General features: G+C 66.8%; 25 protein-coding genes and 1 pseudogene. 8 read left to right on the forward strand and 18 right to left on the reverse strand.

Going from position 1 to position 26,553, the window contains the following annotated elements; translation table 11 throughout:
- Window positions 1-40 precede the first annotated feature (40 nt).
- Window positions 41-1,009, forward strand: coding sequence for a heme A synthase (locus ACIBCN_RS08945; protein ID WP_396991172.1), 969 nt, complete (start codon window positions 41-43; stop codon window positions 1,007-1,009).
- Between the two features lie 56 nt (window positions 1,010-1,065).
- Window positions 1,066-2,052, forward strand: coding sequence for a prolyl aminopeptidase (pip, locus tag ACIBCN_RS08950; RefSeq protein ID WP_396990927.1), 987 nt, complete (start codon window positions 1,066-1,068; stop codon window positions 2,050-2,052).
- Here the strand turns inward: pip and ACIBCN_RS08955 are convergent.
- The 11 genes from ACIBCN_RS08955 to ACIBCN_RS09005 form a co-directional block, all read right to left on the reverse strand.
- On the reverse strand, window positions 2,049-2,648 hold the full coding sequence (locus ACIBCN_RS08955; RefSeq protein ID WP_396990928.1) for a TetR/AcrR family transcriptional regulator: 600 nt from the start codon (window positions 2,646-2,648) through the stop codon (window positions 2,049-2,051). The genes pip and ACIBCN_RS08955 overlap by 4 nt on opposite strands.
- A complete protein-coding gene (locus tag ACIBCN_RS08960) occupies window positions 2,645-3,310 on the reverse strand; it encodes a TetR/AcrR family transcriptional regulator (RefSeq protein WP_396990929.1) in 666 nt (221 codons plus the stop codon). The genes ACIBCN_RS08955 and ACIBCN_RS08960 overlap by 4 nt, the downstream gene beginning before the upstream one ends.
- A 44-nt stretch (window positions 3,311-3,354) precedes the next feature.
- Window positions 3,355-4,107 (reverse strand): hypothetical protein, encoded by a 753-nt coding sequence (locus ACIBCN_RS08965; protein ID WP_396990930.1) that lies wholly within the window; start codon window positions 4,105-4,107, stop codon window positions 3,355-3,357.
- Window positions 4,108-4,122: 15 nt separating this feature from the next.
- Complete coding sequence (locus ACIBCN_RS08970; RefSeq protein WP_396990931.1) at window positions 4,123-5,067, reverse strand: MlaD family protein; 945 nt, start codon at window positions 5,065-5,067, stop codon at window positions 4,123-4,125.
- Window positions 5,064-6,083: an MlaD family protein gene (locus tag ACIBCN_RS08975; RefSeq protein ID WP_396990932.1), complete on the reverse strand. Its 1,020-nt coding sequence runs from the start codon at window positions 6,081-6,083 to the stop codon at window positions 5,064-5,066. The genes ACIBCN_RS08970 and ACIBCN_RS08975 overlap by 4 nt, the downstream gene beginning before the upstream one ends.
- Window positions 6,080-7,129: an MCE family protein gene (locus tag ACIBCN_RS08980; protein ID WP_396990933.1), complete on the reverse strand. Its 1,050-nt coding sequence runs from the start codon at window positions 7,127-7,129 to the stop codon at window positions 6,080-6,082. The genes ACIBCN_RS08975 and ACIBCN_RS08980 overlap by 4 nt, the downstream gene beginning before the upstream one ends.
- Entirely contained in the window at window positions 7,129-8,175 is a 1,047-nt protein-coding gene (locus ACIBCN_RS08985) for an MlaD family protein (RefSeq protein ID WP_396990934.1), read from the reverse strand. The genes ACIBCN_RS08980 and ACIBCN_RS08985 overlap by 1 nt, the downstream gene beginning before the upstream one ends.
- Window positions 8,172-9,179 (reverse strand): MlaD family protein, encoded by a 1,008-nt coding sequence (locus ACIBCN_RS08990; RefSeq protein ID WP_396990935.1) that lies wholly within the window; start codon window positions 9,177-9,179, stop codon window positions 8,172-8,174. Before ACIBCN_RS08990 ends, ACIBCN_RS08985 begins: the two co-directional genes overlap by 4 nt.
- The gene (locus ACIBCN_RS08995; RefSeq protein ID WP_396990936.1) at window positions 9,176-10,204 is read right to left on the reverse strand and encodes an MlaD family protein; all 1,029 of its coding nucleotides are present in this window, start codon (window positions 10,202-10,204) and stop codon (window positions 9,176-9,178) included. The genes ACIBCN_RS08990 and ACIBCN_RS08995 overlap by 4 nt, the downstream gene beginning before the upstream one ends.
- Window positions 10,205-10,207: 3 nt before the next feature.
- Window positions 10,208-11,002, reverse strand: a complete 795-nt coding sequence (locus tag ACIBCN_RS09000; RefSeq protein ID WP_396991173.1) for an MlaE family ABC transporter permease — start codon at window positions 11,000-11,002, stop codon at window positions 10,208-10,210.
- A gap of 74 nt (window positions 11,003-11,076) precedes the next feature.
- Window positions 11,077-11,910, reverse strand: a complete 834-nt coding sequence (locus tag ACIBCN_RS09005; protein ID WP_396990937.1) for an MlaE family ABC transporter permease — start codon at window positions 11,908-11,910, stop codon at window positions 11,077-11,079.
- Window positions 11,911-12,105: 195 nt separating this feature from the next.
- On the opposite strand from ACIBCN_RS09005, the gene ACIBCN_RS09010 reads away from it, so the two are divergent.
- Window positions 12,106-13,017 (forward strand): 2-hydroxyacid dehydrogenase, encoded by a 912-nt coding sequence (locus tag ACIBCN_RS09010; protein ID WP_396990938.1) that lies wholly within the window; start codon window positions 12,106-12,108, stop codon window positions 13,015-13,017.
- Window positions 13,018-13,072: 55 nt separating this feature from the next.
- Here ACIBCN_RS09010 and ACIBCN_RS09015 read toward each other — a convergent pair whose 3' ends face one another.
- The 3 genes and pseudogenes from ACIBCN_RS09015 to ACIBCN_RS09025 all read right to left on the reverse strand — a co-directional run.
- A complete protein-coding gene (locus tag ACIBCN_RS09015; RefSeq protein ID WP_396990939.1) occupies window positions 13,073-14,530 on the reverse strand; it encodes a flotillin family protein in 1,458 nt (485 codons plus the stop codon).
- 9 nt (window positions 14,531-14,539) lie between these two features.
- Complete coding sequence (locus tag ACIBCN_RS09020; RefSeq protein WP_396990940.1) at window positions 14,540-14,716, reverse strand: hypothetical protein; 177 nt, start codon at window positions 14,714-14,716, stop codon at window positions 14,540-14,542.
- Between the two features lie 542 nt (window positions 14,717-15,258).
- Window positions 15,259-15,733: pseudogene (locus tag ACIBCN_RS09025) on the reverse strand (IS5 family transposase); the annotation flags it as partial.
- 69 nt (window positions 15,734-15,802) lie between these two features.
- On the opposite strand from ACIBCN_RS09025, the gene ACIBCN_RS09030 reads away from it, so the two are divergent.
- Window positions 15,803-16,789: a threo-3-hydroxy-L-aspartate ammonia-lyase gene (locus ACIBCN_RS09030; protein ID WP_396990941.1), complete on the forward strand. Its 987-nt coding sequence runs from the start codon at window positions 15,803-15,805 to the stop codon at window positions 16,787-16,789.
- 286 nt (window positions 16,790-17,075) lie between these two features.
- Here the strand turns inward: ACIBCN_RS09030 and ACIBCN_RS09035 are convergent, their stop codons facing one another.
- Together ACIBCN_RS09035 and ACIBCN_RS09040 are read right to left on the reverse strand one after the other, a co-directional pair.
- Entirely contained in the window at window positions 17,076-17,858 is a 783-nt protein-coding gene (locus tag ACIBCN_RS09035) for a transporter substrate-binding domain-containing protein (RefSeq protein WP_396990942.1), read from the reverse strand.
- 3 nt (window positions 17,859-17,861) lie between these two features.
- A complete protein-coding gene (locus tag ACIBCN_RS09040; protein WP_396990944.1) occupies window positions 17,862-18,212 on the reverse strand; it encodes a hypothetical protein in 351 nt (116 codons plus the stop codon).
- Between the two features lie 115 nt (window positions 18,213-18,327).
- Here ACIBCN_RS09040 and ACIBCN_RS09045 point away from each other — a divergent pair, with 115 nt between their 5' ends.
- Window positions 18,328-19,293 (forward strand): quinone oxidoreductase family protein, encoded by a 966-nt coding sequence (locus ACIBCN_RS09045; RefSeq protein ID WP_396990945.1) that lies wholly within the window; start codon window positions 18,328-18,330, stop codon window positions 19,291-19,293.
- 181 nt (window positions 19,294-19,474) lie between these two features.
- On the opposite strand, the gene ACIBCN_RS09050 is transcribed toward ACIBCN_RS09045, so the two are convergent.
- Window positions 19,475-20,071 (reverse strand): TetR/AcrR family transcriptional regulator, encoded by a 597-nt coding sequence (locus ACIBCN_RS09050; protein WP_396991174.1) that lies wholly within the window; start codon window positions 20,069-20,071, stop codon window positions 19,475-19,477.
- 90 nt (window positions 20,072-20,161) lie between these two features.
- On the opposite strand from ACIBCN_RS09050, the gene ACIBCN_RS09055 reads away from it, so the two are divergent.
- Window positions 20,162-21,589: an FAD-dependent monooxygenase gene (locus tag ACIBCN_RS09055; protein ID WP_396990946.1), complete on the forward strand. Its 1,428-nt coding sequence runs from the start codon at window positions 20,162-20,164 to the stop codon at window positions 21,587-21,589.
- Window positions 21,590-21,677: 88 nt separating this feature from the next.
- Here ACIBCN_RS09055 and ACIBCN_RS09060 read toward each other — a convergent pair whose 3' ends face one another.
- On the reverse strand, window positions 21,678-22,664 hold the full coding sequence (locus ACIBCN_RS09060; protein ID WP_396990947.1) for a heme o synthase: 987 nt from the start codon (window positions 22,662-22,664) through the stop codon (window positions 21,678-21,680).
- Window positions 22,665-23,270: 606 nt separating this feature from the next.
- Between ACIBCN_RS09060 and tkt the strand changes: the two genes are divergently transcribed.
- Both tkt and tal read left to right on the forward strand, forming a co-directional pair.
- Window positions 23,271-25,412, forward strand: coding sequence for a transketolase (tkt, locus tag ACIBCN_RS09065; protein ID WP_396990948.1), 2,142 nt, complete (start codon window positions 23,271-23,273; stop codon window positions 25,410-25,412).
- A 6-nt stretch (window positions 25,413-25,418) separates the two neighbouring features.
- On the forward strand, window positions 25,419-26,552 hold the full coding sequence (tal, locus tag ACIBCN_RS09070) for a transaldolase (protein ID WP_396990949.1): 1,134 nt from the start codon (window positions 25,419-25,421) through the stop codon (window positions 26,550-26,552).
- The last annotated feature ends 1 nt before the right edge of the window (window position 26,553 follow it).

A 26,553-nucleotide genomic window follows, 5' to 3' on the forward strand; every position in this document is an offset into this window, starting at 1 on the left:
CAACGACAGCGTGTAGTTGACCGTGCTCTACCATCGTGACGTGCTGTATCGCGCCTTTCTGCGACTCGTCGACCTGCTGCCGCTGCCCTCGCTTCGGGTGCAGCGCTTGATCGCCATCGCGGTGATCCTCTCGCAGGCGGGTATCGCGGTCACCGGGGCTGTCGTCCGGGTCACCGCCTCCGGCCTCGGCTGCCCGACCTGGCCGCAGTGCTTCCCCGGCAGCTTCACCCCGATCGGCGTCTCCGAGGTGCCGGTGCTGCATCAGACCGTCGAGTTCAGCAACCGGCTGCTCACCTTCGCCGTCTCGCTGTGCGCCGCGCTGATCGTGCTCGCGGTCACCCGCGCCCGGCGCCGCCGCGACGTGCTGACCTACGCTTGGCTGATGCCAGGCGGCACGTTGCTGCAGGGCATCATCGGCGGCATCACCGTGCGCACCGGCCTGCTCTGGTGGACCGTCTCCGTGCATCTGCTGGCCTCGATGCTGATGGTCTGGCTGGCCGTGGTGCTCTACGCGAAGATCAACCAACCCGACGACGGCATCGAGGTCGTACAGGCGCCCGCGCCGCTGCGCTGGCTCACCGCGCTCAGCGGTGTCGCACTGAGCGGCGTGCTGATCGCGGGCACCCTGGTCACCGCCGCCGGGCCGCACGCGGGCGACAAGAGCATCGAGCGTCCGGTCGAGCGCCTGCAGATCGAGATCGTCACCCTGGTGCACCTGCATTCCCAGCTGCTCGTCGGCTATCTGGCGCTGCTGATCGGCCTGGCCTTCGGCCTGTTCGCGGTCGGCATCACCGCCGCGGTCCGCACCCGCCTGTTCGTCCTGCTCGCCCTCGTCTGCTCGCAGGCCTTGGTCGGCATCGTGCAGTACTTCACCCACGTCCCAGCAGCTCTCGTGGTCGTCCACGTCGGCGGAGCCGCCGCCTGCGTAGCGGCCACCGCCGCCCTCTGGGCATCCCTGCGCACCAGAGAACCGGTCCCCGCCCCCGCCCCCGCGAAGCAATCCGCCTGACCCACAGACCGGTTGACTACGCTCAAGAAGATCGTGGTCGGCCGGAGGGAGTGGCGATGGGTGCGGGACAGACGGAACGTGTAGTGGCACAGCCGTTTCCTGATATCGAGCCGTATGCGAAAGGGCGGCTGGACGTCGGGGACGGAAACCGGATCTACTGGCAGACCAGTGGGAATCCGGACGGCAAGCCCGCGCTGGTGGTGCACGGCGGGCCGGGCAGTGGGGGTAATCGCCGTGCGCATAAGAACTTCGACCCCGCGATCTATCGCACCATCATGTTCGATCAGCGCGGGTGTGGCGAAAGCCTGCCGCACGCCTCGGACCCGGCGGTCGAACTGACGCACAACACCACCGAGCACCTCATCGCCGACATGGAACGGCTGCGGGTCCATCTCGGTGTCGAAAAGTGGCTGCTGTACGGCGGTTCCTGGGGTTCGACGCTGATCCTCGCTTACGCCGAACGGTATCCCGAGCGGGTTTCGGAGATCATCCTGGTCGGCGTCACGATGACCCGCCCGGAAGAAACCGACTGGCTCTATCACGGTGTCGCCCGCTTCCTGCCCGGCCCGTGGGAAGCCTTCCGTGACGCGCTCCCGGAAGCCGAGCGGAACGGGAATCTCGTTGCCGCATATAGCCGTTTGGTCAACAACCCCGATCCGGCGGTCGTCGCGAAGGGGGCCCGCGATTGGTGCGCGTGGGAGGACGCCGTCATCGCGCACGAATCCCTCGGCAACCCGGGCCAATACAGCAGCAAGCCCGACGCCGCCATGCTCGCCTTCGTGCGAATCTGCACGCACTATTTCGCCAACAACGCCTGGCTCCCCGACGGACAGCTGCTGCGCGACGCGCACAAACTCGCCGGGATTCCGGCCGTACTGATCCACGGACGGCTGGATCTCAGCTCGCCTTTGCAGACCGCCTGGCAACTGGCGCAGGCATGGCCGGACGCCGAACTGCACGTCATCGACGATTCCGGCCACACCGGCAGCCCCACCATGGGCGCGACAATTCTCGAAGCGACCGCCCGTTTCGCCCGCCGCTAGGGCTCGAGTGCCGCCCGGACAAACCTGACGAGGTCGGTCCTGACGCGTTGCTGGTCCAGGCCGTCGGCCCCGTCGCGGACCGCCGACAGCAAGGCGGACAACAGGATCGACAGCAGGATCTCGCCGGTCAGCCGCGGGTCGAGGGCGGAGTCCATGTAGCCGAGGGCAATGCCGTTCTTGATCCACGCGGTGGCTTCGTCGCCGTAGATCGTCAGGTTCTGGATCGATCGCTCGGCCACCTGGTCATCGATCGAGGTCGCCTCCAGGAGGATGAAGGTCACCAAACCCGGTTCCTCAGCAACCAATTCGTAGCACTGGTCGATGACGCCGGCGGCGAGCGCGCAGAATTCGTCCAGGGTCTGCGGGCGCTGCCCGGCCACCACCCGGCCGAAGACACGGCTGCGGATCAACGCGAAGTAGTGGTCGATGACCGCGTCGAGCACGTCGCGCTTGTTGGTGAAGTAGTTGTAGAAGGTGCCGTGGCTGACACCCGCCCTGGCCACGATGTCGGCGACGACGACCGCGCGATATCCCCTGTCCACGAACAGCTCATAGGCGGCGAGAACAAGCTCCGCGCGACGTTTGGCGACATTCATCGAGCGGGTCCGGCCGTGACGGAATGGCTTGGCCGCAATGCCTTTTCGAGCAGGGTGAGCACGCTGGCGGTGGCTCGTTCCCGCGCCTGCGGCGTGTTGTCGCCGCGCATCTCCTGCAACAACCCTGGCACCACCAGGGTCAACGTAATGTGCGCGGTCACCTCGGGATCCACATCCGCGCGAATCCAGCCCGCCGCGATGCCACGTCGCAGTTCCTGCGCCACAAAGGTACTCACGAGAAGTTCGACACCGAGCAGCCGATCGCTGAGCTCCTTATCGATGGCGCTCGCCTCGACGAGCGTCAGCCGAACGAAGTCCGGATCGTGCTCCAGCATCGCGTACAACCGCGTAATCGCCGCCCGCACACCGGCGAGCAGCTCCTCGGCCGAGTTCGGACGACTCAGCAGCGACTGCGGCTCCAACGCGTCGATGAGCTTCCCGAAGCCGAAATCAACCACATGGTCCAGGATTTCGCGCTTGCTCGCGAAGTACCGGTACACCGTGCCCTGCCCGATACCGGCGTGCGCGGCCACATCGGAGATCGCGGTCGCCTCGTAACCGCGCTCGACGAACACGGCGTACGCCGATTCGATGATCTGCTGCCTGCGTCGTTCCGGCAGACCGGCGAGCGGTGGCCGACCGCGGCGGGGCTGCTCCGGCACAGCACTCCCTCTCGACAGAACAGGACAAATAGCGCGTCATCTTATCAACGCGCCGGTGTATCACCCTTCGGCCCGTAGTCCACGACCTGCCAGTTGCCGCCGTTCTTCGCCACCGTGACCACCAGCAGGTTCGGCACCGTGGCGGGAGTCGGCTGCTGGATGTTCTGGGTCTTCTGTGTCGCGAAGACCGTCACCGAGTACTGATCGTTGCCTTGCGCGTCCACGGCCGTGCCGAGCACCTGCCCGGTGGCCACCACCTGCGCCTCGGTCATGATCTTCGCCAGCGTGTCGTGCACCTCGTCGTAGCGCTTGCGCAGCGCGTCGGACGTACCGCGCTGCACGCCGTCGAAGAAGGCGGGCAGGTTCTTGTGGTCGTAGGTGAGCGAACGCAGCGTGTAGTCCTTGGCGATCTCGGCGGCCTTGTCGCGGTCGGCGTTCTGCTGGCGCAGCGCGCTGAGATCGTCGGAGGTGGACTGCCAGGACAGGCCGAGCGCGATGCTGAGCACCGTCAGCAGCACCGCGAGGCCGCCGAGGAGGTAGCTGATTCCGTTGCGCCGCACGCCCTTCGGCTCTGCAATGGGAGCGGCGACACCTCCATTTATCGCAGTGACAGCCGCGTGCGTCGGCGCGGCGACAATCTCCGGAGCGGCAACCGTCTCGCGCGCCGCCGCGGCCTCCGACATCGGAGCGGCAACGGCCGCTGGCGGCGAGGCGGCATCGGGCACGGGGACGGCGCCCGTCTGGGGCGCTAGGTCCTGACCGGTCTCGGACGCGTCCGCGGGCTCGTTCGTGGTCATGATGTCCTCAACTCTCTATTTCGGAACGTCGAGCGTGATACGAGCGGTCCCGTTCTCCGGGAAGGTCGCCGACAGCAGGTCGATGATCGAACCAGCGTCCACCCGAACGGGTTTCAGCACGCTGGTGGACGGCTTCAACGCGGTGGCGATGTGCGCGAGATCGGGCCCGAGTACCGCGAGGTACTGGTCGATCTTCTGCACCAGCGGCCCGAGCGGCTCATCCCAGATATGTTCGCCCGCATAGGAATAACCCTGGAAACCTTGAATAAGGTGCACCACTTCGGGCAGCACCCGGGTGAAATCGTCGGCCCAGCCGCCGATCACCGGTCCGTACCCATTGAAGTTCTCGGCGAGGTCCTGTCCGTTCAGATACAGCCGGGTGATCTCGTCCCGTTTGTCGTGCAGCAGCTGCGCCGTCATGGTCAGCGTCCGGGTGAGGTTGGCGATTTCCTTCTCGCGCCCCGCGTAACCCTGCGACAGGATGGCGGCGAGCTGTTCGATCTTCGCCGGATCGATCTGCGAGTTCAGCACGTCCAGCTTGGCCAGCGCCTCGCTGACCGTCGTGGCGATCCGAACCTGGTGCGCGGGAATGACACTGCCGTCGGCGAGATACGGGCCCGCCGTTCCGGTCGGGCGGAAGTCCATGAACTGCTCGCCCGCCGCCGACAGATTGCTGACGTGCACCTCGCTGCCGATCGGCACCCGATACTTCGCGTCGAGCTCGATCCGCACCGCCAGCCCGGCGCCGGTGGCGGTGATGGCGCGCACCTTGCCGATCCGCATGCCGCGCAGGTCGACCTGGGAGGTCTGCATCAGCCCGCCGGACGAATCCATCAGCACCGTCACGGTATTCGTCGTGCGACGCGGATCGATGTCGAGCACCCCGACGGCCAGGTACGCGGCGCACACCACCGTCATCACGAGCAACAGCACCAGCGAAACCGGACCGGACAGCTTCATCGGACCATTCCTATCGACCGCAGCACCTGGATCATCTGGCCCGAGCGAGCGGACGCGTCGGCGGCGACCGCGTCCGCGCTGAGCCGCTGCACCCGAATGTTCGGTGGCGCACTGAAAAACGGGATCAGCTTGTCGCGCAACAGCCGGTTCATCGCGTCGACGTTCATCGGGACCGTGGTGTCCGAGCTCGCGATGGTGAGCGCCGCGGGTGCGAGGGTGCTGATGACGTCGTGCAGGTCGCCACGCAGCGGCAACGCGAGATCGCCTACGTACTCGGCCAATTGGCCGCCGTCGATGATCAGCTGGACCAGGCCGAACAGCACGTCCGACAGACCGGCGGCGCGGCCGGGCCCGAGGGTGAGGGTGCGGTCGACGTCGTCCTTGTTCGCCTCGAGGGTGGTCGTCACGCTGGCCGCGGCGGCCAGGATCCGGTCGATATCGTCGCTGTGCGTGGCGAGGTCGTGCAGCGCGTTCTTGCCGCCGGTCAGGATTCGCCGCAGATCCGCCGGATCGGCCGGGAAGGCGGCGTTGACGCTGGCAACGAGCTCCTGCATTTCGCCGAAGCGACCGCCGGTGACAATGTTCGACAGCGCCCGCAGAATGTCTTCCACGTTGGCGGCGGGCACCGTGTGCGAGCGCGGGATGACGTCGCCGTTCACCAGGAACGGCGGACCCGCGTTGGGCGGTGCCTGCAGCGCGATATGGATGTCGCCGAGGATGGTGCTCTGCCGCAGTTCCGCGGTAGCCGACTTGGGCAGCCGCACATCGGATTTCAGGTCGATCGTGGCGACGGCGGTGTCCCCGATCAGCTCGATCCGGTCGAGCATGCCGACCTCGACGCCCTCGGCGATGACCTTGGCCCGGTCGGGCAGGTTGAGCACCGAACCGAATTCGATCCTGATCGAGAAGGTTTTCCCCGCCAGATACGTGCCAGGAATCGGCACGTCGGTCGCGCGCACACCGCAGCCTGCCAACAGCAGCACCAGCGCGGCGAGCACGGGTATCACTCGCTTCACGGCGCCCCCAACGATCCGAGGATCACCTGGGCCAGACCCGGCTGGCTGCCGTCCGCCGACTCATAGTGCGGCGGACGGTAATTCACCCGCAGCGCACCCGTCGCCGGGTCGAACACCTGAACCAGCCGATTGCTCAGCGGCGGCAGCTGCACCAGCAGATCCACGATGCTGCCCGCCAGCACCGCGTACCGATGCACCTCCGGCACGATCCGATCCAGGAATTCGTAGGACTGCTGATCGTATTTGCCGACATTGCGGGCGATCACCGGCAGGAACTGCAGCGCGAGATCGACCGCCCTTGACAATTGGGCGGAGAAGCCTTCGACCAGCTGGACACCGTTCTTCAGATTGTCCAGCAGCGCCTGCATATCCGGCCAGTTGGTGATGAACATCGTGGTGAGCTGGTCGAGGTTGTCGACGAGCCTGCGGATCACCACATCCCGGTCGGCCGGATCGCCAATCACCTGAGACAGCCGCTGTAGCAGTGCATTCCACTGTGGTCCGGTGCCGTCGAGCGAGCGGACCGCGCCGGTGATCGTCTGATCGAGCAGCGTGTCCGAGGGCGCACCCGGCGTCGGCGACTGTTGCGCGCCGAGCAGGTCGCCGGAGAGTTTCCCGAGTGCGCCGAGCGCTTCGCTGATGCCGACGGGTGTCTTGGTGTGCTCCAGCGGAATACAGGTCGCGGTATCGAATTTCGGTCCGCCGGTGTAGGTCTTGGTCAGCTCGACGTGCCGGTCGGTGACGATCGAGCTGGACATGGTCACCGCGCGGATGTCGGCGGGCAGCGCGAGCTTGCTGTCGATCGTCATCGACACCCGCATGCGGTCACCGCGCGCCTCGATACCGGAGACGGTGCCCACCTCCACGCCGAGCATGGTGACGCTGTTGCCCTCGTAAAGCCCCACGGTGTCGGTGAATTCGGCACAGAGGGTCTGTTCGGCGGGCTGTACCCGGTCCATCCAGGTCGCGCCGCTCACACCGACCACCACCGCGACCGTGACCACCGCGGCGGCGATCACCACGCCCGCTCTACCCCAGGCCCGCATCAGCACGTCCTCCCCTCGAACGGAATGCACAGTGCCGGACCGCGAATCACGCTGGCGGACTGGTCGATGGTCACCCCATCCGCGCCGAGCATCGCCGAGATCTTCCCGATGAAGTCCTTGATCCCCGCGACGACCGTGTCGAGCCGGCCGGGATCCTGCACGAGTTTGTTGAACAGGTCCTCGAATTCGGCGACCGACGGCTCGATCGAATCGCCGTAGGCCAGCACCGGCCGATGGATCACCGCGAACAATCGCTTCAACAGTTCGAAAACCTGGACGACCTCGCCCTTGCGCTGCCCGAGCACCACGGCGACGACACCGAGTTCGCGCACGAAATCGGCGAGCACCGCCCGGTCGGTCGCGATCGCGCCGATGTATTCGTCGGACACCCGCACCGCCGAATCCAGCTGCTTGGACCGGTCGGCCAGCACGCCCGTCAGGTCGTTGAAGTTGCCGATGATCGAGCGCACCGCGTCGGGCTGACCGGCCAGCGCGGCGTTCACCTCGGCGATGGTGCCGCGCAGGGTGGTGCCGTCGACCTGGCCGAGCACCGGCGTGGCCACGTCGATGATGTCGGTGAGCTCGAACGGTGTGGTGGTCCGCTCCGGCGCAATGTGCTTGCCGCCCAGCGCTGGCTCCCCCTGCGGAGCCAGCGACAGGTAGTGCCCGCCGATCGGGGTCAGCATCTTCACCGCCACCGCCGAGGCGTCGCCGACGTGCACGTCGCGGTCGACGCCGAAGCGCACCTCCACGTGGTCGCCGACCAAGCCCACCGAACGGACCTGCCCCACTTTGATTCCCGCGATCCGCACCTCGTCTCCGGTGCGGGCGCCACCGGAGGATCGGAAGTCCGCCGTATAGGACTGCTCGCCGAACGGCACCACGTACAGCACCGCGGCAGCCAGCAGGGCCAGCACGCTCAACAGCACACCCGCTACCCCCCACCGCAATTGGGACCACGACTCCGACTTCGCCGCCCGCAGCTGTTTCAGCTCCCCGAACAGCCGGAACGGTAGCCCCGCCAGTTGCCCTGCCGCACCGGTCATTTGCACACCACCAGCTTCTGATTGCCGAGCACGACATTGCCGATGCCCGGTAGCCCGAGCTCACCACCGGCACACGAATACGTCTTCGCCTCGCCGCTGGCCGGGATGTGCTGGTTGAGCCCGGTGAGCAATGACGGCACCAGCGACAGGATTTCGACCAGCTGATCGGTCTGCGGCAGCAGCCTGCGCAACAACCCGTCCAACGGCAGGTAACTCTGGTCGTAGGCGCCTTGCAGCTCCTCGAGCAGCGGGATGAGCGGCACCAACGTGCGATTGGCCTGCTCGATGGCGGTGATGATGGTCGCGGTCCGGCTGCCGAACGCGTTCAGCACGCCGTTCAACTGTTTGACGAGATCGCCGACCGCCGCGGACTTTCCGCCGATCGACCGGGATATCTCGCCCAGGTTGTGGATCAGCAGCACGACCACCGCCTCGCTGCTCTTGGCGTGCTTGGTGAGCTGGTCCAGATCGGCGAGCGCGGGGCCGATGCCGCCGCCGTCGCCCTGCAGCACCCGCAGGATGTTGGTGCCGAACTGGTTGAGCTGAGCCGTATCCAAGGTCTCGAACAATGGTTTGAAGCCGTTGAACAGTTTGGACACATCGAAACTCGGGATGGTGCGCTCCACCGGAATGGTGGCCCCCGGCGCGAGCCGCACCCCGCCGGTTTTCGCGGTCACCAATTCGATGTAGCGCTGCCCGATCAGATCCTGGTATCGCACAGCGGCTTCGGTGTTGTCGAAGACCGGGCGCTGGCGGTCCACGGTGAACCGGACGCGGGCGCGCGTGTCGTCCAAGGACACGGTGTCGACCTTCCCGACCGCCACCCCCGACATCCGGACCACGTCCCCGGCATAGAGCCCCGAAATGTCGGTGAAGACAGCGTCATAGGAGACCTTGTCCTTCGGCACCGGCGTATTCAGCGCGGCCACAATGAAAGCCGAGCACACCGCGACGATCGCGACGAAGATGCCGAGTTTGACGGCCGCGCCGGTCACACTGTTCATCGCGGCATCCCGATGATCGAATCCGCCAGATACGGCATGTTTTTCACGATCACCTCGAGTTGCAGCTGCACCCGGCCGTCGATCACCGGGAACGCGCTGTCGATGCGGGCCAGCAATGCGGGCAATCGGTTGTACGCGGGTGCGACGGTGCCGATCGACGCGCTGATCGGCACCACCAGATCCAGCACCCCGCCGATGATGGCGGCCAGATCGGGGTTGTCCCTGCGCAATAGATCGGTGACGGGCAGCAGCAGCGCGGTGTCCAGACGGGACAGCGAATGCTTCGTCCGCTCCCGGTTCTCCTCGGTGCCGAAATACTCGCTGTTGTCGAGCACGCCGAGGATCACGTCGACCACCGGCGGCGTCACCTGCGCCGCGCCGGCACCGACATCCGCGCCGATGTCCAGGTAATGACCGAGCGGCGCACGCTGATTCATGGCGAGCACCCGCGCGGTGGCGAAGAACGACCGCACCGCCGGACCGAGCGAGGCGGTGTTGTCCAGCAGCAGATCGAACAGCGCGCGCACGGTGTCGGAATCCAGCACCTGGGTCAACCGCGCCGCCCTGCGGAACACACTCGACACCGTCGCGTTGGTCGCGTTGGCGCCGATGAACAGCGTGGTGTTCTCCGGTAGCCGACCGCCCTTGCCCGTGTTCACCAATTCGATTGCGCTGGAACCGAAGATGTTCGACGAGGTGAACCGCGCCGACACGTCGTCGGTCAGCGCCGCGGCCTGGGTGCGATCCAGCGACAACTCGATGCGCTGGTGCCCGTAGTCGACGGTCTCGACCTTGCGCACGGTACCGATCCCGAAACCGCGGAACTTCACCTCCGCACCCGGCGCGAGCCCCTCACCGAGGGTTGCCGCGTCGATGGTGAGTGCGAAGGTGTCGGCGAACTTGCCCTGCGCGTATTGCGTGGTGAACACGGCCACCACGAGGACGACCGCGGCGACGACCAGCCCGCGCAGCCGCAGCATCCACCGCCCGGCGGTGCGCCCTGAATGATCAACGAATATCGGCACGCGTCACCCCGAAATCTTGATTCCGACATCGAGACCCCAGAAGACGATCGTCATGATCATGTCCGCGATCACCACGAGCACCAGGCTCGCGCGGATCGCCCGACCCGACGCGCGCCCGACCCCTTCTGGTCCACCGGTCGCGTAGAAACCCTGGTAGCCATGGATCAGGATGATCATCACCACGAAGACCGTCGCCTTGATCAGCGACGCGATCACGTCGCCGGGTTGCAGGAAGGCGTCGAAGTAGTGGTAGTAGGTGCCCGAGGATTGACCATGCAACACGTTGACGACCACCGCGCAGGACAGGTAGCTGAGGATCAGCGTCAGCAGGTAGAGCGGGACGATGGTGATCATCCCGGCGATCACCCTGGTGGTCACCACGAATGGAATCGGCCGGATGCCAATGGCTTCCAGCGCGTCGATCTCCTCGGAGATGCGCATCGCGCCGATCTCGGCGGTCATCCGGCAGCCCGCCTGCGCCGCGAAACCGATCGCGGCCACCATCGGCGCCATCTCCCTGGTGTTCGCGTACGCGGAGACGAATCCGGTCAACGGACCCATGCCGACCATGTTCAGCGCGGTGAAGCCCTCGACGCCGATCGAGCCGCCGACCGCGATGCCGAGGAAGATCAGCACCGCCACGGTGCCGCCACCGACGATGATATTGCCGCTGCCCCAGGTGATATCGGTGAGGATCAGCATGGTCTGACGGCGGTAGGCACGCAGCGTGTGCGGCACCGCGGTGAGCACCTGGATCACGAAAGTCAGTTGGTGGCCGAGCGATTCGAACAGGGTCATGGGTCCGCGCGCGCCGCGCTCGACGAGACGACCGGTTCGGCCGAACGGCCGATACTGGGCGGGAACTTCAGTCATCAGCCCACCTTTTGCGGCAGAAACATCGAAACCAGCTGGGTGATCACGAGATTCACGCCGAACGCGGCGATCACGCCGATCACCACGGCCGCGTTCACCGCGTTCGCGACGCCCTTCGGCCCGTGGGTCGCCTCCAAGCCGCGCTGACAGGCGACGATCAGCACGATCACCCCGAACACCACCGACTTCGCGATCGCCACCGCGAGATCGGCCATGGTCGCGAAGGCCGCGAACGAGGACAGGTAGCTGCCCGGCGTCACCCCCTGGAAGCCCACCGCCACCACGTAACCGGTGAACACACCCATGAAGATGACCAGCAGGCAGAGCAGCGGCGTCAGCACGATCATCGCCGCAAGCCGCGGCGTGACCAGCCGTCGCACGGGATCGATTCCCATGGTGCGCAACGCATCTACTTCTTCGCGGATCGTGCGGGCGCCGAGATCCGAGGCGATCGCCGACCCGGCCGCGCCGCCGAGCAGCAGCGCCGTCACCATCGGCGCGCCCTGCCGGATGACGCCGAGCCCGCCCGCCGCGCCTGCCACCGAGGTGGCGCCGACCTGCTGGGTCAGGCTGCCGACCTGGACCGAGACGATCACGCCGAACGGAATCGCCACCAGCACAGCGGGAATCGCGGTGACGCTGACGATGAACCAGCCTTGCTGCACCGTCTCCCGCCACGGATGTCGCAGCCTCAGTAGGTCGCCGACGAGGAAGCTGAACGCGGCGGCCGCGAGTTGTATTGTCCGGCCGAAGGTCTGCAGACTCTTCAGCACGAGATCGAATCCCCACCGCACCAGTGGCTCGGACACCCGAGCGACCCTGTCTACGACCACAGTTACCTCATTCCACCGGCTCCCCCCGGCGAGGCCCAATTTAACCGACTGATATGTCACTCTGCGGCCGTTTCGGCCCGATCGGTCCACCGACTGAGACAGTTGCGGATAAATGCGTTTCCACGGGCCGACCGGCCGGAAAAAGTCCGGCGGAGCCCGGGCGCACACCGCGCCGCAGCCGCTAACCTGGCCTGCATGGCGGTCATTGTTCTGGTGCCGGACGACTATGGCGTCGCGGTGCTGTCCGGAATCGACGGGGTACAACTGGTGCGATACAACGCGGGCGAGCCGCTGCCCGACGGCGCGGAACACGCGGAAGTGCTGGTGCCCAAGTTCCTTTCCCGGGCCGACACGGTCGACCTGACCCGACTGCCCAAGCTGCGGCTGGTGCAGACGATGACCGCGGGCGCCGAAGGATGGATCAGCCAATTGCCCGACGGGGTGCGCCTATCCACCGGACGCGGCGCACACGGCGGCAGCTCGGCCGAGTGGGTGATGGCCGCGCTCTTGCATATCTACCGTGAACTCGGCGGTTTTACGGATGCCAAGCGCGCGCAGCAATGGGCCTTCCATCAGACGGAGACGCTGGTCGGCAAGCGGATCCTGGTGGTCGGCGCGGGCGACCTGGCCGCCGAATTGATCCGCAGGCTGACCGGCTTCGACACCGCGGTGACCCTGGTCGGCAGCCGAGCCCGCGATGGTGTGCACGGCGTCGACGAACTACCCGGCCTGATCCCAGGACATGACGTCGTCGTGCTGACTGTCCCGGTCACTTCCCGGACCACCGGGATGGTCGACGCCGCGTTCCTCGCCGCGATGGACGACAACGCCATCCTGGTCAATATCGCGCGCGGCTCGATCGTCGACACCGACGCCCTGCTTGCCGAACTGCAATCGGGCAGGCTGCGCGCCGCGCTGGACGTCACCGACCCCGAACCGCTCCCACCGGGCCACCCGCTGTGGACCGCGCCGAACCTGCTACTCACCCCGCACGTCGGCGGCAACAGCACCGGCAGTTACGAACGCGGCTACGCCGTCGTCCGCGCGGAGATCGTCCGCTTCATCACGGGCGAAGAGCCGAAAAACCTGGTACGCGGCGAATATTGAGCGTCGCGCACCAGGTTCTGCCGAATGACGCTGCGGTCAGCGCGAAGTCACTGAGCTACGGCCGGTCGGCACCAACCTGGCCATTCTCCGCGGGCTTGACGCCGGAAGTCATTGCCGGGGCCAGTGATTCACGGGCCATCGAGGTCAGCGCCCCCGCCTGCTGGATGATCTCGGCGAGCGCCGAGGTCACCCCCTGGGCACCGTTGAGCACGGTGAAACTGTCGATATGCTCGAACGGGGCCGCGGCCGCCGCGACGATCTGCGGCAGTTTCTCGGCGATCTGCTGAGCGATCACCGCCTCCTGATTCTGACTCATCGCCTCGGACCGCAGCTGGATGCCCGCCGCCTCAGCCGCCATGTGCGCGCGGACCGCGTCCGCCTCGGCCAGGCCGCGTGCCTTGATCGCGTCGGCCTCCGCTTGGCCGGCCAGGCGGGTCGCGTCGGCCTGTGCCGCCGCGCGCAGCTTGATCGACTCCGCCTCGGCGAGTGCCTGCATCTTCGTCTGTGCCGCAGCGGCTTCCGCGCGCAACCTGGTTTCCTGCGCGTCGGCCTCGGCCTGGCTGATCCGGGCGTCGCGGTTGGCGGTCGCGAGGGTTGTCTGCCGGTAGGCCTCTGCGTCGGCGGGCTTGCGCACGTCTACCTGCAGCTGCTGTTCCATCTGCTGCGCCTCCAGCTGGGAGACCTTCGTCGCCACCTCGACCACCGCCTGCCGCGCCGTGGCCTCCGCGAGCGGACCCTGCTGTGCGGCTTCCTGACTGGCGCTGTCGATCTCGGCCTGATACTCCGCCTTCTTGATCTGGGTGTCGCGCATCGCGAGCGCGATCTGCCGCTGCGCCGCCTGCTCCTGCTCGATGGCCTCCCGGTCGGCGTTGGCCCGCGCGATCCGCGCCTTCTGCTCGACCGCCGCCTGATGTGGAATCGCCAGGTTGGCAATGTAATTGGAGCCGCTGGCGATCGATTGGATCTGGAAACTGTCGATTACCAGGCCGAAGGACTCCATCTCCTGCGAGCACCGGTCGCGCACCTGCTCGGAGAACTTGTCCTGATCGCTGATCATGTCCTCGACGGTCATCGAGCCCGCGATGGCCCGCAGGTGTCCGACAAACACGTTCTGCACCTTGGTTTCCAGCTCCTCGGCCGGACGGTCCAGGAAGCGGCGCGCCGCGTTGGCGATGGACCGGTAGTCGTCGCCGATCTTGTACACCACCACCCCGCCGAGTTGCAGGTTGATCTTCTGCTGGCTCACGCACGGCACCTGGATCTGACTCTCGTGTGCTTCCAGCGAAATGAAGCGCACCTTGGTGAGGCCGGGCATAACGAAGCAGCCGCGGCCGGTGACGATCCGAAACCCCATGCTCTCGCCGACCCCTGATGGTTCTTCACCGGCGCGGAAACCCGAAATAATCAGTGCCTCATCGGGTTCCGCGACCCGCCAGGACAGGCGGAACAGCACGGCCAACACGATAAGAGCGACGACGACGATCCCGATGACGACCAAGATTTGGACGTCCATGATGCACCTTCATTTCCAGGGAGTGACTTCGACCGTGCGCCCACCCAGGCTCCCCGTCACGAGAACCTGGGTGTGCTTCGGAATGGTTGTCGCCCCGTCGGCGGCCCGCGCCAGGAATCGTTCGGTCCCCGCCCGCACCTCGATCACCACCTCACCGAGATGGTCCGGCCGGATTGCCGCGGTCACGCGCGCAATCTTGCCGATTACATCTGTCGCCACCACTCCTCCGACCCCGCCGCAGTTCGACCCTTCACGGTGACCCCACCGAATCCCCTGCCGCAAGCATCTTTACGAAACCGATACGGGCACCACCGCCCCATCACCTCGAGATCCACACCCACCCTGAGCGCCGCGAACCCCGGAAAAGAGCCCGGCCAGTATCCGATGGCAGCTCCGTCGTCAGGTGCTCACCGCTTCTGTGACCTGCACACTCGCTATACCTGGTGTGCGGGTCACAGAAACGGTGAGCGGCCAGAACAAGCGGTGCGAAAACGGTGAGCGGCCGGAACAAGCAGTGCGGATCGGACACCCAGCAGCCCCCAAAACGCCCACCGGACATGCTCACTCCTTCGAAGCGCTCGCGAACAGCACCACAGCCAGATGACCACGCTGGAACGCGACACCGCGCACCTGACCGATAACTAAGGCCGGGGACCCCACCTCGCGCGCCCAGCACTACTCCGGTCATCCCACGAACCAGTCGAAAACCTCGAGGCCAGTACACCCTCGGAGGTCTCTCGGTTAGCCGCCGAAACACTTACCGACAGTGGGATTCCCGCGCGATCGGACAGTACGTGGATCTTCGAGCCGGACTGACCCCGGTCGACCGGGCTCGGCCCGGTCATGGGCCCCCTTTTTCGCCCGAACGCTCGCCGCGTCGATCACCGTCCGTGACGACCAGTCGATCAAGCCCTGGCTGCCCAGCTCATCCAGCAAAGCCTGGTGTAATCGCCGCCACAGGCCCGCCTCGGTCCACGCGGCGGACCGGCGATGGGCCGTCGGCACAGTGACGCCGAACGAGGCGGAGAGCATCCGCCACGCGCAGCCGCTGGTCAACACGAACACGATGGCGGTGAACACTTTCCACGGATCAACGGGTTCGGTGCCACCGCCCTGCGGTCTCGCAACGAACCGAGGCAGTATCGGTTCGACGATCTCCCACAACGGATCTGGCACCAACCGCGCCGCAAGCTTGTCGAGCACACGTCGAGCTATGCCGCACAACGGATTACATCCATGAACGGTGAAGTTCCGGATGGCAGAATGCCGTGGATGACAAGCCTTATCACGATCGACGACGTGCGCGCGGCGGCCGACCGGCTGGCCGGTGTCGCCCACCGGACTCCGGTGCTCACCTCCCGCATGTTGAACGAACGCGTCGGGGCCGAGGTGTTCTTGAAGTGCGAAAACTTCCAGAGAGTCGGCGCGTTCAAATTCCGCGGCGCATACAACGCTATCTCCGAGCTGACGTCCTTACAGCTCACACGTGGGGTGGTGTCCTGGTCGTCGGGCAATCACGCCCAGGCAGTCGCCCTGGCCGCGCGTCTACTGTGTACCTCGGCCGTCATCGTCATGCCCGAGGACGCCCCTGCTTCGAAGATGGCTGCCACCAAGGAATACGGAGCCGAGGTCGTGACCTACGACCGCTATACCGAGGACCGAGCCGCAATCGGCGAAGCCCTGGCCGTCGAGCGTGGCCTGACCGTGATTCCACCGTTCGACCACCCTCTGGTCATGGCGGGCCAGGGCACCGCAGCGCTCGAGCTCATCGAGAAGACCGGGCCGCTGGACACCTTCCTTGCTCCGATCGGCGGCGGCGGGCTGATGGCCGGGTGCGCCACCGCCGTGACCGCGCTGGCCCCCGGCATCCGCGTCATCGGCGTCGAACCCGTCGACGGCGACGACACAAAACGGTCCCTTGCAGCTGGGCGCCGGGTTCGGATACCGGTTCCGCGCACTATCGCCGATGCGCAGGCCACCGAGGTCCCGGGTGAACTCACCTTCGCTGTCAACCGCAGGCTTGTCGACGAGATCGTCCTGGTCACAGACGATCAACTGGTGGCGGCGATGTCGTTTCTGTTCGACACGATGAAAATCGTCGCCGAGCCGACCGGTGCCGCACCCGTTGCCGCACTTCTGGCCGGGCAGATCGAGCGCCTCGGTACCCGCGTCGGGGTCGTCATCTCCGGCGGCAATATCAGCGCGTCACGGCTCAGCGCGCTCATAGCCGACCATGGCCCACAGAAATCGACTGGTTAGAGCATCCACGACTCGTGGCCACCGCCGACTACGAGGAACGGCCACGTAAGACGGGCTCTTAGGGTGCTGATTCTGCTGCCAGCCACGTTGTTGCGTGGTCGCAGTGTCTGCGGCCGTTGAGGGCGCCTGCCGGTCGCGGCACCGACCGGGGGCGCGCCCTCACGGACTGTTGCCGGAAATCCGCACTCTCACTTGGGATTTGCACTCGGAATAGGGCCCTGAAGTCAGTGCAGGTCCCGAGTTAGGGTGCGGATCCTTGCTTACGACGGTTGCGTTGGCGACGAGCTCAGCCGGCGGGGACGGTTGGGTTCGGGCCGATCCACTGGGCGAATAGGTGGTCCACGGCGCCGGTGGCGAGTTGGGTTGCCAGCCAAGCGTTGAGGGCGGTGGATAGGAGCGGGGCGTCCTTGCGGATCAGCAGCACCTTGCCGAACGAGTCGAATGGCTTGTCGGGGTGCAGGACCTGGAGGGTGGGGTGTTGGCGGACGCGGTAGCGGCCCTCGACGCCGTCGGTGACGAAGACGTCGGCTCGACCCTGTTCGACCTCATCGAAGATGGTGAGATTCTCCGGCCAGAGGGTGAGTTGGGCGTCGGGGAAGTTCTTGCGGGCAAACTCCTCGTTGGTACCGCCGCGATTCGCGATCACCCGCACCTCGGGGCGGTTGATCTGCTCGATCGTCGAGTAGTCGGTGTCGTCGCCGCGCCGGGTGATCGGCGTCTTGCCGTCGGTGCCGTAGGTGATCGAGAAGTCGGCGAAGGCCCGGCGGGCGGGCGAGTCGGAGATGCCGCCGACGGCGATATCGCACTGCCGCTCAGCGAAATCCGTCTTCAGTGTCGCCCAGGTGACCGGGACGAATTCGGCCGGTCGACGAAGGACCTCGGCGAACCCGCGCGCCAGATCGATGTCTACGCCCCGGTATTCGCCCGCACCCTCGGCGATCGCATACGGGGGATAGTCGCCCGGTGTGCACACGCGCAGGGCATTCGGCTCGGCTGCGGCCGGAATCGCCGGTGCGACAAGGACTGTCCCGGCCAGCAGCGCCGCGCCGAACAGTCGTATTCCGCGCATCGCTCAGCTCTCGTTGCGCGCCTTGGGGAACTTCTTCTGCCGGGCGACCCAGCCCGCCATCTTGGTCCAGTGCGACTTGCGCGGGGTGACGACCGAGGTGAGCTCGCGGTCCCACTCGTCGGCCTCGGTGAGGCCGTCGACGGTGGCGACGAGTTCCTTCGCGGTCGCCAGGTCGGCGACGACGCGGTCGCCGAGGATGCCGTCGGCACCGACCAGCGTCACGCGGACACCGGCGCGGCCGACCGGCTGCAGCACGGCGGTGGCCGAACCGTCGTGATCGGCGACGAATCCCTTGACGGACTCCACGAGGGCGCCCGACAACTTCACTGGGGCCGTGGCGGCATGAGCACTCATGGACCGTAGTTTACCGACCAGTAGGAAACGGTCCAGTCCCCGTGCCGAATTGTCGGCGTGCACGCGGCCTGCGCCGGATCTGGCGCCCATGCCGAAGAGGTGTAGAACAGAACTCATGCGTGCGATCCAGGTGTCCGAACACGGCGGTCCCGAAGTACTGCGCTACGTCGAGGTGCCCGATCCGCGGATCGGACCGGACCAGCTGCTCGTCGACGTGCAGGCGGTCGGCATCAACTTCATCGACACCTACATCCGGACCGGGCGATACCCGCAGGCGGTGCCGTACGTCCCCGGCTCCGAGGCGAGCGGTGTGATCGCCGAGACCGGCGCCAACGTCACCGAGTTCGCCGTCGGCGACCGCGTCGCGTGGGCCGCCGGACCGGGCAGCTACGCCGAGCGGGTCGCGGTGAACGCGAACGCCGCGATCAAGGTGCCCGACGATGTCGAACCCGCTGTCGCCGCCTCGGCGCTGTTGCAGGGCATGACCGCGCATTACCTGCTCGAATCGATCTACACCCCACAGCCCGGCGAGTCGGTCCTGGTGCACGCGGGCGCGGGCGGTGTCGGCCTGATCCTGACCCAGCTCGCCGCGGCGCGCGGTGCCCGCGTGATCACCACGGTGTCCTCGGACGCGAAGGAAAAGCTGTCCCGCGAGGCGGGTGCCGCCGAGGTGCTGCGCTACGACGACGATCTCGCGGACCAGGTACGCGCCCGCACCGACGGTGTCGGTGTCGCCGCGGTCTACGACGGAGTAGGCGCGGCCACCTTCGAGGCCAGCCTCGCCGCGTTGCGCGTGCGCGGCATGCTCGCCCTCTTCGGCGCGGCCAGCGGACCGGTCCCCCCGTTCGATCTGCAACGCCTCAACGGCGCGGGTTCGCTGTTCGTCACCCGACCCAGTCTCGCCTTCTACACCCGCGACCGCACCGAATTGCTTTGGCGTGCAACAGATATCTTCAACGCTATCGCCGACGGCACACTACGAATCCTGGTCGGCGCGACCTACCCGCTGGCCGAGGCCGAGCACGCCCACCGCGATCTGGAAGCGCGCAAGACGACCGGCTCCATCGTCCTACTCCCCTGACCACTCGTGCAGCCGCACGCCTGCTGATTTCCCGCATTACGACTCGCCGCACTGACAAGCGCGCGGCTGTCTAGGGCCACAGCTACGCAACCGGCCGACGCGCCAGTTGTCCCTACTGATTCCCTCGGGAGCATCCGGGCCGTCGTAGGGTCCTGGCTCCCAGGGGTGTCGGGTATGGCTTTCAGTAGTCGAGGCCGGTCAGACCTCGGTAGATGAAACGGGTCAAGGCTTCGATGGCTTGTTTGTCGGTCAGCTCGACGGTGCCTTCTTCGACGGCCTGCACCATGCCGGTGGTGAGCAGGAACATCATCGCCAGGCTGGCGTCGGGCGTGCTCGGCAAGGTGAGCCCACGCGGACCGAACCCGTCCAGATGATCGGCGATGTCGCGTCGCTGCTGGATCGCGAATTGCCCCGCCTGCCTGGCGAATTCGTCGTTGACCAGGGCCGCCTGCTGGATCGATCGGAACACCGCCCAGTGCTGCCTGGCCGCGAACCAGTACCCCTCGACGTGGAAGCGGATCGCCGCCGGATCGGTCAAGTCCGGGTTGTGGTCGGGGCCTTCCGCCGTCACGTCGCCCGCCGCCGCGACGTCGTTCAGCAGCGCCTGGAGTAGTTCTTCCTTGCCCGCGAAATGGTTGTAGAACGACCCGGCCGCGCGATTGGCCGCGGTCGTGATGTCGACGATCTTGGTGTTCAGGTAGCCACGCTCCGCGAACAGCCGTAGGGCCGCCGCCTTCAGCGCGAGCTCGGTCTCGGCCGACTTCTCCTTGCGACTCATCGACACCTGCACCCACCTCCTTGACAGGGAACGTACCAACTCCAATACTGAATTAGAATTCATTGAATATAAGTTCATCTAGGAGAAATCGTGCAGAACCAGGTACTCGTCGCCGGTGCCGGACCCACCGGCCTGACCCTCGCCCTCGATCTGGCCCGCCGGAACATCCCGGTGCGCGTCATCGACCACGCCACCGAGTTCTTCGCCGGCTCGCGCGGCGACGGCATCCAACCCCGCACGCTGGAGGTGTTCGACGACCTCGGTGTGCTCGACGCGGTGCTGACCGCAGGCATCCCGACGCCGATCATGCGGGCCTACCTAGATGGCGAGTTCGCCGGTGAACGCCGGATGTGGGAGCCGATCGCGCCGACGCCCGCGCTCCCCTACCCCAACCCATGGGTGCTCGGACAGTCCAGGACCGAGGCGATCCTGCGCGATCGACTCGCCGAGTTCGGTGTGCGTGTCGAACTCGGCACGGCCCTGGCGCAATTCACCCAGGACGCGACCGGCGTCACCGCGACGCTGACCCGCGACGGCGTCGAGGAGACCGTGCGGGCCGCCTACCTGGTCGGCGCCGACGGCGGACGCAGCACGGTGCGCAAGTCGCTCGGCATCGCGTTCGAGGGCAGCACCGACGAATCGCTGCGGATGCTGCTCGGCGACGTCCGGGCCGACGCACTCGACCACGAGTTCGGCTACTGGTTCGCCGGGGCCGATCGGCCGATGGAGGGAATCGCCATGTCCCCCTTGCCCGGTGGACGCCAGTTCCAGTTCGCGGCCCCGCTGATCGGCGATGCCGAGCCGACCCTCGCCGTCCTCCAGGAGTACGTCGACCGCTATTCCGGCCGCACCGACATCACGCTGACCGACCTGACCTGGGTGACGGTGTGGCGGCCGAATGTCCGGCTGGCCGAACGGTTCCGCGACGGACGCGTCTTCCTGGCCGGCGACGCGGCGCACGTGCATCCGCCCACCGGCGGGCAGGGCATGAACACCGGCATCCAGGACGCGTACAACCTCGGATGGAAGCTGGCCGCCGCGCTGCACGGTGACGAATCACTGTTGGACAGCTACGAATCCGAGCGCCGAACGGTCGCCGCCCGGGTGCTCGGCGTGAGCTCGGCATTGCTGGACAAACTGGTCGACGGCGACGAAGACGCGATGGAACGCGGACCGGAAACCCAGCAACTCGACATCAGCTACCGCGACATCAACGACCACCGGCCGCTCGTCGCGGGCGATCGCGCGCCCGACGCACCGCTGAAAGACATGGCAGGCAACCCGATTCGCTTGTTCGACCTGTTCCGTGGTCCGCACGCGACGGTGCTGTGCTTCGGCGAGGCCGTTGAAGTTCCGGACGAATCGGGCGTGGAGGTCTACGTAGTAGTCCGCCCCGGCACCGCAGCGTCCGAGCGGCACGTCATCGACATCGAAGGCCACGCGTTCACCGCGTATGCCGCCGACCCCGGTACACGCATCCGGATCCGTCCCGACGGCTACCTCGGCCACCGCGCCTGAACTGCGGCGTACATCTCGTCCCGCCGCTCACGAATTCGTCGGCAAAACCCTGCGCAGGAAGCGAATCGGTGCGCGCGGTTCCGTGCGCTTAGAACCAGCTGCCGATCGTATCCCAGCCGAGCACGGAATCCACCGCGAGGCCGCAGAACACCACGGCGAGATAGTTGTTCGACTGCAAGAACAAACGCAACGGCTTCACCGACTCGCCGCGCCGCACGCCGGAATACAGTTGGTGCGCCATCAGCAGGAACCACGCTCCGGCCACCAGCGCCACGGCCGCGTACACCACGCCGGTCGCCGGGACCAAGGCGAGCGTGGTGAGCACGGTGAGCCAGGTGTAGATGACGATCTGCTTGGTAACCACCTGCTCGGTCGCCACCACCGGCAGCATCGGCACGCCCGCCGCGCGGTAGTCCTCCTTGTAGCGCATGGCCAGCGCCCAGGTGTGCGGCGGCGTCCAGAAGAAGATGACACCGAACAGCGCGATCGCGGGCCAGCCGATGCCGCCGGTGGCCGCGGACCAGCCGACCAGGGCGGGCATGCAGCCCGCGGCGCCGCCCCACACCACGTTCTGCGAGGTGCGGCGCTTGAGACCGAGGGTGTAGACGAAGACGTAGAACAAGATCGTCGCGACCACCAGCACGCCGCTGAGCAGATTCGCCTGCCACCACAACCAGGCGAACGAGGCGAGGCCGAGCAGCACACCGAACACGAAGGCGTGCGAGGTGGGCACCGCCGCCCTGGCCAGCGGGCGCTTCGCGGTCCGCTTCATCACTTTGTCGATGTCGGCGTCGGCGACGCAGTTCAGGGTGTTCGCGCTGGCCGCGCCCATCCAGCCGCCGAAAAGGGTGACCAGGATGAGGCGGATGTCGATGTGCCCGCGGTCGGCGAGCAGCATCGTCGGAATCGTCGCGACGAGCAGCAGTTCGATGACCCGCGGCTTGGTGAGCGCGATGTACGCGAGCACCCGCCGGGTCAGTCGGGACGGCAGGCCAGGACCCGTGAACCGGTCGGCCAGCGCCGTGGGAGCGGAGCCGTGCGCGTCATTGCCACCCGGCTGTTGCCCAATCCGCACTGTTTCTCCTCGCACGCTGTGCATCGCATCCGGCATGGACCAAGCAGCGCGCTCGGTCCCGCCGACCTGGATGCGCGAGAGCTGGACCTTCGCCCGCCTCGGCGCCCCTTCGGCCGTGCGGCGCGGCTACTACTACAGAGGATGGTAGACCCCCGCCGACCCTGCTCCGCGCATAGCCCCACGCAACAAGTCCCGAAATGTGGTCCAGCACACGAGGGCAATCCGTTTCACCCCGGCGGACCCAGTCGAGAGCTACTAACCCAACTCGACCACCACAGCGCGAGTTTTGCGAGCGCCGTTCGTGGCCCGTCTCGCGTCCGAGCTGTCGAAGCGCATGCGCCGCAGGCGCGAGTCTCGACAGCTCGGACGCGAGGCCCACCCGTCGCCCGACCACCACCCCTCATCGAATCGCTGCGCGATGCTGATTCATGGGGCCACGAACACGCCGCGGCCACGCGGCCAATAAACACAGGGTTCCTCTCGTACTGCTGAGCGGGCACAACTAGGGTGGTTGGGTACACACCCGGTAAGCACGCGCGCTGCCGTGCGTTCATCGCCGCCAGTGTTGCCGCCGTCGACGAAACCAATGTCAGGAGAACCTCGGTCGTGTCAGTCACAGACGACATCCGCGCCCTCACTCAGCCGAATCACCCGGACGACTGGACGGATCTGGACACCAAGGCCGTCGACACGATCCGAGTGCTCGCCGCGGACGCGGTGCAGAACGCCGGAAACGGGCACCCGGGCACCGCGATGAGCCTGGCGCCGCTGGCGTACTCCCTCTACCAGCGCACCATGCGGATCGACCCGAGCGATCCGAGCTGGGTCGGCCGGGACCGTTTCGTGCTGTCCTGCGGTCACTCCAGCATCACCCAGTACATCCAGCTGTACCTGGCCGGTTTCGGCCTGGAGTTGGATGATCTGAAGAACCTGCGCAAGTGGGGCTCGCTCACCCCGGGCCACCCCGAGTTCCGGCACACCGACGGCGTCGAGATCACCACCGGCCCGCTGGGTCAGGGCTTGGCCGCTGCGGTCGGCATGGCGATGGCGGCCCGCCGCGAGCGCGGCCTGTTCGATCCGAACGCGGCGACAGGCGCCAGCCCGTTCGATCACTTCGTCTATGTGATCGCCTCCGACGGTGACATGGAGGAGGGTGTCACCTCCGAGGCGTCCTCGCTCGCGGGCACCCAGCAGCTCGGCAACCTCGTGCTGATCTACGACGACAACAAGATCTCCATCGAGGACGACACCACCATCGCGTTCACCGAGGATGTCGCCAAGCGCTACGAGGCGTACGGCTGGCATGTCCAGGTGGTCGAGGGTGGCGAGGATGTCGTCGCCATCGAGTCGGCGCTGGCCGCCGCCAAGGCGGAGACCGGCAAGCCGTCGATCATCGTGCTGCGCACCATCATCGGCTACCCGGCGCCGAACAAGATGAACACCGGCGCCGCGCATGGTGCCGCCCTCGGTGCCGACGAAGTGGCCGCCACCAAGAAGATCCTCGGCTTCGACCCGGAGCAGACCTTCGAGGTGTCCGCCGAGGTCATCGAGCACACCCGCAAGGCCATCGAGCGCGGCAAGCAGGCGCATCAGGAGTGGCAGCAGCAGTTCGACGCGTGGGCGCAGGCCAATCCGGAGAACAAGACCCTGTTCGACCGGCTCGCCAAGCGCGACCTGCCCAAGGGCTGGGCCGAGAGCCTGCCGACCTACGAGCCGGACCCGAAGGGCGTCGCGACCCGCAAGGCCTCCGGCAAGGTGCTCGCCGCGCTGGCCCCGGTGCTGCCGGAACTGTGGGGCGGCTCGGCCGACCTCGCCGAGTCCAACAACACCACCATGTCCGGCGAGGGCAGCTTCGGCCCCGAGTCGATCTCCACCGGCATGTGGAAGGCCAACCCGTACGGCCGCACCCTGCACTTCGGGGTGCGCGAGCATGCCATGGGCGCGATCCTCAACGGCATCGCGCTGCACGGCCCGACCCGTCCGTACGGCGGAACCTTCCTGGTGTTCAGCGATTACATGCGCCCCGCGGTGCGACTGGCCGCGTTGATGCGGGTGCCCGCCATCTACGTGTGGACGCACGACTCCATCGGCCTCGGCGAGGACGGCCCGACGCATCAGCCGATCGAGCATCTCGCCGCGCTGCGTGCCATCCCCGGCCTCAATGTCGTTCGCCCCGGCGACGCCAACGAGACCACCTACGCGTGGCGCACCATCCTCGAGCGCGACAGCAGCGAGCACACCTCGCACTTCTCCGTCTCCGAGCAGCCGCACCAGGACGGCCCGTCGGCGCTCGCGCTGACCCGTCAGGATCTGCCGGTCCAGGAGGGCACCAGCTACGAGGGCGTCGCCAAGGGCGGCTACATTCTGGCCGAATCCTCCACCGGCACTCCGCAGGTGATCCTCATCGCTACCGGTTCCGAGCTCCAGCTCGCCGTCGACGCCAGGACTACATTGGAGTCGCAGGGCATCGGCACCCGGGTGGTCTCGATGCCGTGTGTGGAGTGGTTCGACGCGCAGGACAAGGCGTACCGGGACGAGGTGCTCCCGCCCGCGATCCGCGCTCGGGTCGCCGTCGAGGCCGGGATCTCGATGCCGTGGCACCGGTTCGTCGGTGACGCGGGCGAGACGGTTTCGATCGAGCACTTCGGTGCTTCCGCCGATTACAAGACTCTGTTCCGCGAGTTCGGCTTCACTCCGGACAACGTCGTTGCCGCCGCGCAGCGCGCACTCGAGAACGTGAAGGGATAAGCGCTCATGGCACAGAACGCGAATACCACCGCCCTCTCCGCGGCAGGTGTGTCCGTATGGCTGGACGACCTGTCCAGGGACCGAATCCAGTCCGGCAACCTGACCGAGCTGATCGAGACCCGCAACGTCGTCGGGGTCACCACCAACCCGACGATCTTCCAGGGTGCGCTGAGCAAGGGCCACGCCTACGACGGACAGCTCAAAGAGCTTGCCGCCCAGGGCGCGGACGCCGATGCCGCGATCCGCACCATCACCACCGACGATGTGCGCGCCGCGTGTGACCTCTTCACCGGCGCGTTCGAGGCGTCCAACGGCGTCGACGGCCGGGTCTCCATCGAGGTCGACCCGCGTTTCGCCTTCGACGCGGATAAGACTCTCGCGCAGGCGATCGACCTGTGGAAGACCGTCGACCGGCCGAACCTGTTCATCAAGATCCCGGCCACTGAGGCGGGCCTGCCCGCGATCACCAAGGTGATCGCCGAGGGCATCAGCGTGAACGTGACGCTGATCTTCTCGGTCAAGCGCTACCGCGCGGTCATGGGCGCCTACCTCGACGGCTTGCGCGGCGCCAAGACCGCGGGCCACGATCTGGGCAAGATCCATTCGGTCGCTTCGTTTTTCGTGTCCCGGGTGGACACCGAGATCGACAAGCGGCTGGAGGCGATCGGCACCGACGAGGCCCTCGCGCTGCGCGGGCAGGCCGGAATCGCCAACGCGCGCTTGGCGTATGCCGAATACCAGGACGTGTTCGACGGTGGCGCGCACACCTCCACCTACAACCACCTCGGTGCGGCGGGCGCGAATCGCCAACGGCCGCTGTGGGCTTCGACCGGCGTCAAGAACCCGGAGTACTCCGACGTCATGTACGTCACCGAGCTCGTCGGCGCGAACACGGTGAACACGCTGCCGGAGAAGACCCTGGAGGCGGTCGCCGATCACGCCGAGATCCGCGGCGACACGCTCAGCGGCACCGGCGCGGCGTCGCAGGAGGTGTTCGACAAGCTCTCCGCCGTCGGCATCGACCTCGACGACGTGTTCCAGGTATTGGAGACCGAGGGCGTGGACAAGTTCGAGAAGTCGTGGGCGGAACTGCTTTCCGCCACCACGGAGGAGTTGTCCGCAGCGGCCGGGAACAACTGAC

The sequence above is a fragment of the Nocardia sp. NPDC051052 genome, from assembly GCF_044456045.1.
Classification (GTDB): Bacteria; Actinomycetota; Actinomycetes; order Mycobacteriales; family Mycobacteriaceae; genus Nocardia.

Coding starts and splice junctions, on each gene's coding strand:
- ACIBCN_RS08955 (WP_396990928.1), bottom strand. CDS start 2,648: ATGAATGTCGCCAAACGTCGCGCGGAGCTTGTTCTCGCCGCCTATGAG.
- pip (WP_396990927.1), top strand. CDS start 1,066: ATGGGTGCGGGACAGACGGAACGTGTAGTGGCACAGCCGTTTCCTGAT.
- ACIBCN_RS08990 (WP_396990935.1), bottom strand. CDS start 9,179: ATGAACAGTGTGACCGGCGCGGCCGTCAAACTCGGCATCTTCGTCGCG.
- ACIBCN_RS09035 (WP_396990942.1), bottom strand. CDS start 17,858: ATGCGCGGAATACGACTGTTCGGCGCGGCGCTGCTGGCCGGGACAGTC.
- ACIBCN_RS09015 (WP_396990939.1), bottom strand. CDS start 14,530: ATGGACGTCCAAATCTTGGTCGTCATCGGGATCGTCGTCGTCGCTCTT.
- ACIBCN_RS09050 (WP_396991174.1), bottom strand. CDS start 20,071: ATGAGTCGCAAGGAGAAGTCGGCCGAGACCGAGCTCGCGCTGAAGGCG.
- ACIBCN_RS09045 (WP_396990945.1), top strand. CDS start 18,328: ATGCGTGCGATCCAGGTGTCCGAACACGGCGGTCCCGAAGTACTGCGC.
- ACIBCN_RS08965 (WP_396990930.1), bottom strand. CDS start 4,107: ATGACCACGAACGAGCCCGCGGACGCGTCCGAGACCGGTCAGGACCTA.
- ACIBCN_RS08970 (WP_396990931.1), bottom strand. CDS start 5,067: ATGAAGCTGTCCGGTCCGGTTTCGCTGGTGCTGTTGCTCGTGATGACG.
- ACIBCN_RS09030 (WP_396990941.1), top strand. CDS start 15,803: ATGACAAGCCTTATCACGATCGACGACGTGCGCGCGGCGGCCGACCGG.
- ACIBCN_RS08980 (WP_396990933.1), bottom strand. CDS start 7,129: ATGCGGGCCTGGGGTAGAGCGGGCGTGGTGATCGCCGCCGCGGTGGTC.
- ACIBCN_RS09010 (WP_396990938.1), top strand. CDS start 12,106: ATGGCGGTCATTGTTCTGGTGCCGGACGACTATGGCGTCGCGGTGCTG.
- ACIBCN_RS09040 (WP_396990944.1), bottom strand. CDS start 18,212: ATGAGTGCTCATGCCGCCACGGCCCCAGTGAAGTTGTCGGGCGCCCTC.
- tal (WP_396990949.1), top strand. CDS start 25,419: ATGGCACAGAACGCGAATACCACCGCCCTCTCCGCGGCAGGTGTGTCC.
- ACIBCN_RS09000 (WP_396991173.1), bottom strand. CDS start 11,002: ATGACCCTGTTCGAATCGCTCGGCCACCAACTGACTTTCGTGATCCAG.
- ACIBCN_RS08985 (WP_396990934.1), bottom strand. CDS start 8,175: ATGACCGGTGCGGCAGGGCAACTGGCGGGGCTACCGTTCCGGCTGTTC.